The 10,760-nt window shown below is 43.4% G+C and carries 10 protein-coding genes and 1 pseudogene; 9 read left to right on the plus strand and 2 right to left on the minus strand.

The features are described from left to right. The 6 genes from AOQ70_RS02200 to AOQ70_RS02225 form a co-directional block, all read left to right on the plus strand. The coding region (locus tag AOQ70_RS02200) for an exosporium glycoprotein BclB-related protein (RefSeq protein ID WP_059374716.1) at positions 1-704 on the plus strand (704 nt) is incomplete at its 5' end. A 141-nt stretch (positions 705-845) separates the two neighbouring features. Next, a complete protein-coding gene (locus AOQ70_RS02205) occupies positions 846-2,441 on the plus strand; it encodes a sensor histidine kinase (RefSeq protein ID WP_059374718.1) in 1,596 nt (531 codons plus the stop codon). A 3-nt stretch (positions 2,442-2,444) separates the two neighbouring features. Further along, positions 2,445-3,140 (plus strand): response regulator, encoded by a 696-nt coding sequence (locus AOQ70_RS02210; protein WP_059374725.1) that lies wholly within the window; start codon positions 2,445-2,447, stop codon positions 3,138-3,140. A 3-nt stretch (positions 3,141-3,143) separates the two neighbouring features. After that, entirely contained in the window at positions 3,144-4,121 is a 978-nt protein-coding gene (locus AOQ70_RS02215) for a tripartite tricarboxylate transporter substrate-binding protein (protein ID WP_059374720.1), read from the plus strand. Between the two features lie 324 nt (positions 4,122-4,445). Continuing rightward, complete coding sequence (locus AOQ70_RS02220; protein ID WP_034283666.1) at positions 4,446-5,744, plus strand: citrate:proton symporter; 1,299 nt, start codon at positions 4,446-4,448, stop codon at positions 5,742-5,744. Between the two features lie 176 nt (positions 5,745-5,920). Continuing rightward, complete coding sequence (locus AOQ70_RS02225) at positions 5,921-7,552, plus strand: M14 family metallopeptidase (RefSeq protein WP_058837495.1); 1,632 nt, start codon at positions 5,921-5,923, stop codon at positions 7,550-7,552. A gap of 53 nt (positions 7,553-7,605) precedes the next feature. Here AOQ70_RS02225 and AOQ70_RS02230 read toward each other — a convergent pair whose 3' ends face one another. Further along, the gene (locus AOQ70_RS02230; protein WP_008341777.1) at positions 7,606-8,091 is read right to left on the minus strand and encodes a phenolic acid decarboxylase; all 486 of its coding nucleotides are present in this window, start codon (positions 8,089-8,091) and stop codon (positions 7,606-7,608) included. A gap of 112 nt (positions 8,092-8,203) precedes the next feature. Between AOQ70_RS02230 and AOQ70_RS02235 the strand changes: the two genes are divergently transcribed. Continuing rightward, on the plus strand, positions 8,204-8,761 hold the full coding sequence (locus AOQ70_RS02235) for a PadR family transcriptional regulator (protein ID WP_058837494.1): 558 nt from the start codon (positions 8,204-8,206) through the stop codon (positions 8,759-8,761). 104 nt (positions 8,762-8,865) lie between these two features. Continuing rightward, positions 8,866-9,972, plus strand: coding sequence for a nitric oxide synthase oxygenase (locus AOQ70_RS02240; RefSeq protein WP_058837493.1), 1,107 nt, complete (start codon positions 8,866-8,868; stop codon positions 9,970-9,972). Between the two features lie 216 nt (positions 9,973-10,188). Here the strand turns inward: AOQ70_RS02240 and AOQ70_RS02245 are convergent, their stop codons facing one another. Further along, positions 10,189-10,461 (minus strand): acylphosphatase, encoded by a 273-nt coding sequence (locus AOQ70_RS02245; protein ID WP_059374722.1) that lies wholly within the window; start codon positions 10,459-10,461, stop codon positions 10,189-10,191. A 123-nt stretch (positions 10,462-10,584) separates the two neighbouring features. Here AOQ70_RS02245 and AOQ70_RS02250 point away from each other — a divergent pair. After that, positions 10,585-10,760 (plus strand): annotated as a pseudogene (locus tag AOQ70_RS02250) (MOSC domain-containing protein); the annotation flags it as partial.

Here is a 10,760-nt window from a genome sequence, read left to right on the forward strand (position 1 = left end):
CCGGAGCGACCGGAGCCACTGGCGCCACGGGTTTAACAGGTGCAACTGGGGTAACCGGAGCAACAGGAGCAACGGGAGTAACCGGAGCCACTGGTGCCACAGGTTTAACAGGTGCAACAGGAGTAACCGGAGCCACCGGCGTCACAGGTACCGGAGCGACCGGAGCAACAGGTCCAACAGGTGTGACAGGATCGAGTGCGATCATTCCATTTGCTTCAGGTACACCTGCTGTCCTGACAACAATTGCAGGCGGACTTGTTGGAACATCCAGTTTGATCGGATTTGGTAACTCAGCGACAGGTGTCAGTATTGTAGGCGGAGTTATTGATTTAACAGGCGCTGCGGGTACATTAATCAACATGGCGTTCTCAGTTCCGAGAGCTGGAACAATCACGTCATTTGCCGGCTATTTCAGCACAACAGCAGCTCTTTCTTTAGTTGGCACGAGTGTTACCGTAACGGCTAGTCTGTTCGCTTCACCGACACCAAATAACAGCTTTACACAAGTAGCGAGTGTCACATTAGCCCCAGCTTTAACTGGAGTTTTAACACTGGGTGCTATTTCAAACGGTATTGCGACTGGTCTAAATGTACCAGTCACACCTGAAACACGATTGCTTGTTGTATTCTCTGCATCAGCTACAGGTCTATCCTTAGTGAATACCGTAGCAGGCTATGCGAGTGCTGGTTTATCGATCACGTAATAGGTATACAGGGATGACTCGATTCTGAGTCGTCCTTTTTTGTTTGAAAGAATTTTCTCTTAACTTAGTAAGAAAAAATGATATCATTTTCTTAGAGTCTATTCGGGTGAATCTACTGAATTAGGGGTTGTGGCGGTGAGGATGGGCAAAAGGAAAGTTACTTTACAAACGAAAATTTTGGGGTTAATTATCGGGCTTTTGCTTGTTGTCATTGCGTTATTAACCATTTGCTTTGGTTTTCTGCAGACATCGGAAAGGCAGGGACAAGCTGAACAGCTGGCGGTGCAGACCGCTAGAACGATATCCTATATGCCGCCCATTAAAGCATCGGTGGCCGTGTCAGCTTCCCAAAATGAAGAACAGGCAGTGCTTGAGCAAATGAAGGAGCAAGTAAGAGCACATGCCATCTTTATTACCAATCGAAAAGGAAAGGTTCTTGTTCATACTAATCATGAGGACGTAGGAAAAACCATCAGTGTATCGGAAGGAAGAAGTACCCTCTTATTTGGAGGAACTTCTATATCAACTGATGATTCTAATGGTGAAACCGTTGTCAGAGGCAGTGCGCCCATTATGAAAGAAACAGAAGGGCATGAAGAAATTATTGGGACAGTTACCGTCGAATTTTTAAAAAAGGAAATTGATCAAGCGACAGCTCATCAGCTATTGAAGCTTAGCTATATTGCTCTTTTAGTGCTCTTACCTGGCATATTCGGTGCGATTTTTTTAACGAAGAGTATTCGCAAAGATACATTAGGGCTTGAGCCGCATGAAATTGCTTCGCTGTATCGAGAAAGAGAAGCGATGCTGCTCGCTATAAAAGAAGGGATCATTGCGTTTGACCAGAAAGGCGCGATTACGATGATGAATACATCAGCTGAACATATGCTGCGCGTCTCAGCAGAACTGCCCCTGCATATTGATCAAGTCTTGCCAAATGCCAAACTTCTTCTCTATTTAAAGGCAGAGACGATTGAACCTAACATCGAAACCGTCGTCAATGATAAAACCTATGTTTTAAATGTGAAAAAGGTAATGCAGGACAATCGAGTATTCGGAGGGATTGTGAGCTTTAGGGAGAAAACCGAACTGACGAAGCTGCTGGATACATTAACAGAGGTCAGCCAATATTCAGAAGACCTGAGAGCACAAACGCACGAATTCTCAAATAAGCTGTATGCCATCTTAGGCCTGCTTGAGCTGAATCAAGTCGATGAAGCCATCGACTTAATTAAAGAAGAATATCATCTGCAAAACCGACAGCACGATTTACTCATGAAGCAGATTCGATCTCCTAAAATACAAGCCATCTTACTTGGCAAGCTAGGGAAAGCATCTGAGAAAAAAGTCCATTTCCACATTGATGAAAATAGCTCACTAGAGCCGCTCCCAGCTCATTTAAGTCTATCTCACTTTATCACCATCATTGGCAATCTCGTAGATAATGCTTTTGAAGCTGTATTAAATAAGGAGAAGCGCGAGGTAGACCTATTCATCACAGATATTGGGTTTGATATTATCATAGAAGTGTCAGATTCAGGTGATGGAGTGAATGAAGAGGAACTGTCACAGATTTTCACAAGAGGCCATTCGTCAAAGGGAGAAGGACGAGGCTACGGGCTTGCGAATGTGAAAGAAGTATTGGACGAGCTTGGGGGCTGGATTGAAGTTGCGAACCAAAAAGAAGGCGGTGCCATCTTTACTGTATACATACCGAAAGGCACAAAGGGGGAATAGATGGTGATTAAGGTACTCATTGCGGAGGATGATTTTCGAATCGCTGCCATTCATGAATCTTATATACAAAAGATAGAAGGATTTAGGGTCGCCGGAAAGGCAAAGAGTGCAAAGGATATGTGGGAGGCGCTCCAAAGGGAAAAAGTTGATCTCATCTTGCTTGATGTCTATATGCCTGATGAGCTCGGTACAAACCTGCTACCGCTTTTAAGAGAACGCTGTCCTGAAGTAGATGTGATCATTATCACAGCTGCAACGGAAACGACGCTTTTAAGAGATGCACTTCATTACGGAGTGGTTCATTATTTAATCAAACCGGTAACTGCACAAAAGTTTGCACAAGTTTTAACCGAATATAAAGAAAAGAAAGACATCATCAATTCAAAGGATGAAGTCAATCAAACGATGATCGATCTGTTTTTTGGGCAAATGCAGGAAGAGCCAAAACAAAGGGATGACAGAGATCTTCCCACGGGCGTCAATTCACTGACCTTGGATAAAGTGAAAACATTGATGGCATCTGAAAATAGCGGAATTACAGCAGAAGAACTCGGGGAAAAGATGGGCGCATCACGTACAACTGCGAGAAGGTACGTAGAGTATCTCGTGACAACAGGGGAATGCCGGGCAGAGCTTGCATACGGAATCATTGGTAGACCTGAACGGAAATATTATCCTGCCAAACAAGCGGAGTCATAAAAGATGAAAAAAGCAATATTTTTTGTTATCGTGCTCTGCCTTTGTATCACGCTCACCTTTAATGAAAAAGAGGCCGGAGATTCTTTCCTTCAGCAAAGCTCCTTATATATTGTAGTGTCAGGTGTACCAGAGGGAGGATTTGACCAAACGGCTCAGGTGATGAAATCAGTGCTTGAACAAGAGAAGCTGGTGAAACGGCCTGTGAACATTCTTTATCAAAGAGGCGGAACGGTGGATAAAGGATGGACCTACATGATGGAGCGAGAAGCCAACTATATCAGTTTAAATTCAAGCTTATTGTTAAGCCGTAACTTGCTTGGCAGCAGTAACGTGACGATGAATGATGTGACACCGCTGGCAATCCTTGCAGAAGAGTGGCAGGTCGTCGCAGTCCCAGTGGATTCTCCTTTTGCAAATGGGAAGGAGCTGTTACACGCACTCAAGAAAAAACCAGATTCCTTAAAAATTGGGTTTGCCCCTGACTTTGGAAATGATGATCAAATCTCATTCGCCCGGGCAGCAGAAATGGCAGAGATTGATCCATATCGCATTCAATTTCTGAAATTTGACAGTGCAGATGATTTATTTCAGGCGCTCATCGACCATGAGGTAGATGCAGCAACGACTACTATTACAGAGGTTCGTCATGATTATGAAAAAAAGAGGCTGAAGCTCGTAGCCACGACAACCAGCGAGCGCTTAGATGGATTTGAAGATGTGCCGACATGGAAAGAGCAGGGCATTCCGCTCATCTTTTCCCATTGGCGCGGTGTGATGGGCCCTAAACAAATGAGTCAGCATGACATTCGTGAATGGGATCAGCTTCTTCAAAAAATGACGAAAACGAGGTTATGGAAAAAACGATTAAAGCAAAAGGGCTGGACAAGTCGTTATATGAACAGCAAAGAGGCAAAGATCTTTATGGAAGATCAATTAAGGCAATACGAGCAATTGATACAAGGAGAACAAGCGGTCGAGTGAGACCGCTTCCAGCATGTAGACAAACCCTTGCATTCGCCCGCATTCCTGTGTGCCGGTGCTCACGAATCTCACATTCGCTCCAGTACTCGTCTTTCCTAGACTTCTATCAAGAAGACAAAGGGCTAAAATAAACCCTTTGTTTTTTTCATGGAATGAAAAAGGCCAATGTTTGAACAAAATGAACAAAAAGCATTTATCGACCGAAAAAGAATTAAAATTCATAATATTTACTTCAATTCTCACCTCAGATATGATGACAAAAAGGGTTGGAAATGGGATACCAACACATTAATGAAAGCGTATACAACATAAGGGGTGAACAATATGTTAGCAATCTTAGGATTTCTTATGATGATAGTATTTATGGTTTTGATTATGACGAAACGTATGTCTGTTTTAACGGCATTGGTGTTAACACCGATTGCATTTGCTCTTATCGCAGGTTTTCATTTTACTGAAATTTCAGACATGATTGTCAAAGGTGTGCAGCAAGTAGCACCGACAGCGGTCATGATCATGTTTGCGATTTTGTACTTTGGCATTATGATTGATGCGGGTTTATTTGACCCAATGGTGGCGAAAATTTTAAAAATCGTTAAAGGCGATCCATTAAAAATCGTAGTCGGAACAGCTGTCCTGACGATGCTTGTTGCACTTGATGGTGACGGAACAACGACATATATGATTACAACAACAGCGATGCTTCCACTATTTACACTGCTTGGCATCCGACCAATTATTTTAGCCGGAATTGCCGGAGTTGGCATGGGAATTATGAATACAATTCCGTGGGGAGGAGCCACACCTAGAGCGGCGAGTGCACTTGGGGTCGATCCTTCACTTTTATTTGGCCCGATGATTCCAGTCATTGGTGCAGGGGTTCTCAGTATGATTATTGTTGCTTATTTTCTTGGAAAAGCCGAAAGAAAACGTCTTGGTGTCATTGAACTTGACCAGCCGATTCATGCAAATGAAATGGCAGCGGCACTGCAAGATGACATCAAACGACCGAAGCTTTGGTGGTTTAATCTGGCGCTGACTTTGTTATTGGTGCTGCTGCTTGTATCAGGTAAAGTCAGTTTAACTGTTCTATTTGTTCTTGCTTTCTGTGTGGCAATTATTGTGAACTATCCGAACTTGGACCAGCAGCGTGAGCGAATTGCGGCTCACTCCACAAACGTTTTAGCCATTGCCTCGATGATTTTTGCGGCAGGTGTTTTTACAGGTATTCTAACTGGAACGAAAATGGTTGATGAAATGGCGATTTCGATTGTATCTGCAATTCCAGAGCAGCTTGGCGGCTTTATTCCAGTCATTGTCGCATTAACAAGCGGGATCTTTACTTTCTTTATGCCGAATGATGCATACTTTTATGGCGTACTGCCGATCCTATCAGAAACAGCGGCAGCTTACGGTGTCGATAAAATTGAGATTGCCAGAGCCTCTATTATTGGTCAGCCGATTCATATGTTAAGTCCACTTGTTCCATCGACTCATTTACTTGTTGGACTTGTTGGCGTATCACTGGATCAGCATCAGAAATTTGGGATGAAATGGGCTGTGCTGGCAGTCGTCGCTATGACTGTCATGGCAGTTCTCATTGGGGCTATTTCCATCTGGTAAATAAAAAGTGTCTGCTGTGAGCAGGCACTTTTTTTAGGTCATATTGCTGGGCAGGCTCCATTCATTTGCCCTAGACAAAGATATGCCTGTTCCTCCAAAAGATTTATTTTTGAAAAATACTGACACTTTTGCTGTTTTTTTCTTTATAATGCAAATCAACGAAGGGAGAGGATAGCATGTCCAAACGAAAAGGCACGATTCTTTTTGCTGCTGTATGCCTCATGGCAGGCAGTTTGTCGATGGTGAGCCCAGCTTCAGCTCATGCAGAAACCCCTTATTACGGAAAGAATTATGAACAGCCGGCTTCAGTGAAAAAGCTATACCCTGAGCCTGACGAGACGTTTGATACCCCTGCCTTTCAGAAAAAAGAAGAAACATTTACGACACAAGAAGAGCTTCAAACTTTCTTACGAGACATTGTCCGCAAAAGTCCTTACGCCACGCAGAAACAGATTGGAACATCCATTGAAGGCAGGTCCATTCCGGCCCTGTACTTTACAAAGGATCGCTCGATTACTCCACTTTCAAAAAAGCCAACAATCTGGCTCCAAGCACAAATACACGGAAATGAACCAGCCTCTGGTGAATCTGCTCTCGTCATTGCAAAACGATTAGCAGGTGAAGAAGGAGAGCGTATACTCAATCATGTCAATATCATCATTGTCCCAAGAATCAATCCTGATGGTTCTTATGCGTTTGACCGCAGACTGGCAAACGGATTAGATGGAAACCGTGATCATATGACATTAGAATCTCCAGAATTGACAGCACTGCATCAAGAATTTAATCGGTATGCGCCAGAAGTGGTCATTGATGCCCATGAATACGATGTGGGTCAAAAGCAGTTTGAAGATATCGGTTCATCAGGCGCTCTCAAATATCATGATTTGCTTATTCTATCAGGGAAGAATCTAAACATTCCTGAAAGCATCCGGCTGACATCAAATGAGTTATATGTTAATGGAGTTCGTGAAACGCTGACGAATAAAGGGTTTTCTAACGATTCGTATTATACAAACACAAGAGGAAAGGATGGCAAGATCGACATTTATGAAGGTGGAACGGATGCGCGAATTGGCCGAAATGCCCTTGCACTTTCGCCAGCCCTGTCATTTCTTGTAGAAAGCAGAGGGATTGGGATTGGGAGAGAGGATTTTTCCCGCCGCGTCGCTGCGCAAGTAGCCACCCATGAAAAAATCATTGAGACCACGGTGAAACATGCCAAGCAGGTGAAGCAGCAAATGGTGACGGAGCGGCTGAAGCTTGTGAAAAAAGGGCTTCATCCAAAAGATGACGATCAAGTCGTCATTCAAGATGCTTTCAAATCACCTGTTGATGACAAGCTGGAAATGGTTGATATTGAGAAAGGACAGACCACCAATGTTCCTGTACGTTTTCATAGTGCGAGCGATGCTGTTCCTGTCTTAACGAGAGAACGGCCGACAGCTTACCTCATTCTTCCGGGGCATGAAGGAGTAGAAAGGAAACTCAGAACATTAGGGTTAAAAAGTGTCACATTGCCGGTTGGCATGAAGGTGCCGGTACAAGCCTACAAGGTGACAAAACGAGAGGAAAAGAGCAAAACAGATATTCAGCTTGAAACAAAACTCGTTGACAAGAAACGTCAGCTGCCAAAAGGAACAAAGGTATATGTCACGGCACAGCCGCAAACCAATTTGCTGTCACTTGCCCTTGAACCAGAATCAAAGGACAGCTATATGTCATCAGGGTTTATCGCTTCAAAAACAGGTGATGAACTGCCAGTCTATCGTTTCGTGCTTCCTCAAAAGACGTTAGGCATTCAATAAAAAGGGGCTAAGATTTTATCAAATGTAAAAGCGGCACTGGGCGTGCCGCTTTTTTATTTTCGTCCAGCTCTTATTTCATCTGTCATGCCTTCATATGGTGCTTCTGCGATAATGGTTTCGTCATTCACACCTGCATGATGGATATACGTAATGTCCGCAAATTCTGGGACAACATATTTCGGATAGGTTTCGTATTTTTCACGAGATTCTTTCATGAGATCGATGTAGTCATTTTGATAGCAGACCGTGATGTCTGGACGTTCATGCACCCATTTTGGGAAGAAGATGACGCCATGCATGCGTTTTTCTTCAGGCATAAAGTTCAAAGAGACGTCTGTCCCAGTTGGTTCTGTCCAAGAGACCTTGTATACGCCTTTTGTCAGCTTCACAATATTTACTTCCTGATCACGGACCCAGCGTCCTCCAACCATTCCGCTATGAATGCGGTAATCAATGGTGTGATCGTTTTTAATGTAAATCTCATATTCCCAGCCATTTTCATACGTATAAATCATATGAAGTCCAACGAATTGATCCATGTTTATTCCTTCTTTCATTAGAATGATGTTTTTTCAAACATGTTGTGATTTACATGTTTATTTTAAAGTCTATGGTATACTATTGTCAAAGAATAAGCGTTGGAGGCACATCATGAGAGTACTAAAATATGCCATTCTTGGCTTGCTGGATCAGCATGAGCTGACAGGATACGATATTACGAAACATTTTAAGGACTCCCTTGGACAGTTTTGGAGTGCAAAGCACAGTCAGATTTACCCTGAGCTGAAGCGTCTTACAGAGGAAGGGTTTATTGAATTTGATATTCACATACAAGGAAAAAAGCTGGAGAAGAAGGTCTATCAAATTACAGCGGCAGGAAAAGAAGAATTGCGTCAGTGGTTAAGAACAAAAGATCCGATTCCAGAAACAACAAAGGATGAATTCATGCTCAAAACATTTTTCATCTCCTCCATGGACAAAAAAGAAGCGGCTGACCTCTTTGCATATCAACTTTTAGAGCGCACCAAGAAAGTAGATGTGCTGGAACAAAAGCTGCACGCTTTGACAGAGGAAGACCCTTCTGCTGAATCACTGCACTCAGCGCAATTTGGTCATTACTTAGTGCTGACAAGAGCAATCGAAAGAGAAAAAGGCTATGTCCGCTGGCTCCAAAAGACCCTTATACGTATTGATTCATCTATGGTCTAAGGACAATGGTCGGATGATTTGATAAAAAATGGTTTGAAACGAGTGAATTTATCAATAGAAACCGCTACAATGGATATATTCGTATTAAAGTGAGGCGAGTATGTTTGAGTAATCAAGAAGCGTTGTGGAATGAAGCAGAAGCTTTTATTTCTGTATGCTATGAAGAATTAAACAAATCAAATGAAGAGAAAGCAGCACGTCTGCATGAAATAAAAAAAGAAATTGAGTCTGAAGGTAGTTATACGCATACACTAGAGGAATTAGCTCACGGGGCGAAAATGGCATGGCGCAACAGTAACCGCTGCATTGGCCGTTTGTTTTGGTCGACCCTGCAAGTGCATGACTGCCGGCATGTAAAGACTGAGGATGAGGTGAAAGAGGCGCTCTTTCATCATATTGAGTATGCGACAAATGGCGGGAAAATCAAACCGTCTATTACGATCTTTCCCCCAGAGAGTCACAAGCAGAAGGAAGTCGTCATTTATAATCATCAGCTCGTTCGTTATGCAGGCTATGAGACGGAATATGGCATCATCGGCGACGAGGCATCTCTTGAATTAACAAAATTATGTGAAGCCCATGGCTGGAAAGGAGAGGGCACACATTTTGATATTCTACCTCTCATGTTTCAGCTAAAAGGTCATCCGCCTGTTCTGTATGAGCTTCCGAAAGAAATCGTCCAAGAGGTAGAGATCACCCATCCTGAATATGATGGATTCCGTGATTTGGGACTAAAATGGTATGCGGTTCCGATTATTGCTGATATGAAATTAGAGATTGGCGGTATTCATTACAACGCTGCACCGTTCAACGGCTGGTATATGGGCACAGAAATTGGCGCACGCAACCTAGCGGATGAAAACCGCTATAATATGCTAAAAAAAGTTGCTTCTCTTTTAGGACTGGACACGACCAAGAATTCGTCCCTTTGGAAGGATAAAGCCATTGTCGAATTGAATGTGGCGGTTCTCCATTCTTATCGCGAAGCAGGGGTGACGATTGTTGATCACCATACAGCAGCACATCAATTCAAGCAGTTTGAAAAGCAGGAAGAGAAGGCTGACCGCAAGCTGACTGGGGACTGGACATGGCTGATTCCCCCTGTATCACCAGCAGCTACCCATATATTCCACAAGCATTACGACAATACCATTGTGAAACCAAACTATTTTTATCAGGACAAGCCCTATCACGGGACAGAAAAAGCCTAGCGAGAGCTAGGTTTTCAGCGTGTAGACAAACCCTCGCATTCGGTGTCAGGTCTGCGCTCCGGTGCTCACGAATGTCAAATTCGCTCCGCTCCGGTACTCGCCCTTCCTAGACTGCAAAGGTTTTCTATCATGCTGAAAGGAAGACAAAGGGCTAAAATAAAGATCATTTTAGCCCTTTGTCAACAATCTGAAAGCCTAGCGCGAGCTAGGCTTTTTTTATGACCGTATTCGAAAATCCTTATAATGAGCCAGCTTGGCGAGTGGCTCCATGTGCATGTCGGTGACTTTTGAAAAAGGACTTCCTTTCCGAACAGTTTCTAAGAACTCAATCACTTTCTGCTGCTCACCTTCTACCTTTAACTCGACATGCCCTTCATCTGTGTTGCGTACCCAGCCTTTCATTCCACGATTGACGGCTTCTCCCTGAACAAAATAACGAAAGCCGACTCCTTGCACACGTCCTTTTACAATGGCGTGATAATGAACCATGGTCATCTCTCCTTTTTTCACATCGTACCATAGCCTGCATCTGATCTTCACGCCTCGACTTTGATTTGTTTGTCAAACGATGTAAAATAAAAGCCAGTAGACAACCAAAGGGAGATGGCCATCGTGGGACAGAAGAGATATGCCATAGAAGGAATCCAAGTGGGACAACCTATCATCACCTATGCGAACGGAAAAGAAATCAAAACAGCCATCAACAAAAAGCGCATTCATGAGCCTGTGTATTTAAGTCAGATCAATTTTGAGGGAGATGGCCAAGGTGATTTGATTCATCATGGGGG

This window comes from Bacillus sp. AM 13(2015), from assembly GCF_001518755.1.
Taxonomy (GTDB): Bacteria; Bacillota; Bacilli; order Bacillales; family Bacillaceae; genus Bacillus; species Bacillus safensis.

What these genes read in the sequence shown, in the direction of transcription:
- AOQ70_RS02230 (WP_008341777.1), bottom strand. Translation starts at nt 8,091, where the DNA reads ATGGATCAATTCGTTGGACTTCATATGATTTATACGTATGAAAATGGC.
- AOQ70_RS02245 (WP_059374722.1), bottom strand. Translation starts at nt 10,461, where the DNA reads ATGGTTCATTATCACGCCATTGTAAAAGGACGTGTGCAAGGAGTCGGC.
- AOQ70_RS02225 (WP_058837495.1), top strand. Translation starts at nt 5,921, where the DNA reads ATGTCCAAACGAAAAGGCACGATTCTTTTTGCTGCTGTATGCCTCATG.
- AOQ70_RS02220 (WP_034283666.1), top strand. Translation starts at nt 4,446, where the DNA reads ATGTTAGCAATCTTAGGATTTCTTATGATGATAGTATTTATGGTTTTG.
- AOQ70_RS02215 (WP_059374720.1), top strand. Translation starts at nt 3,144, where the DNA reads ATGAAAAAAGCAATATTTTTTGTTATCGTGCTCTGCCTTTGTATCACG.
- AOQ70_RS02205 (WP_059374718.1), top strand. Translation starts at nt 846, where the DNA reads ATGGGCAAAAGGAAAGTTACTTTACAAACGAAAATTTTGGGGTTAATT.
- AOQ70_RS02235 (WP_058837494.1), top strand. Translation starts at nt 8,204, where the DNA reads ATGAGAGTACTAAAATATGCCATTCTTGGCTTGCTGGATCAGCATGAG.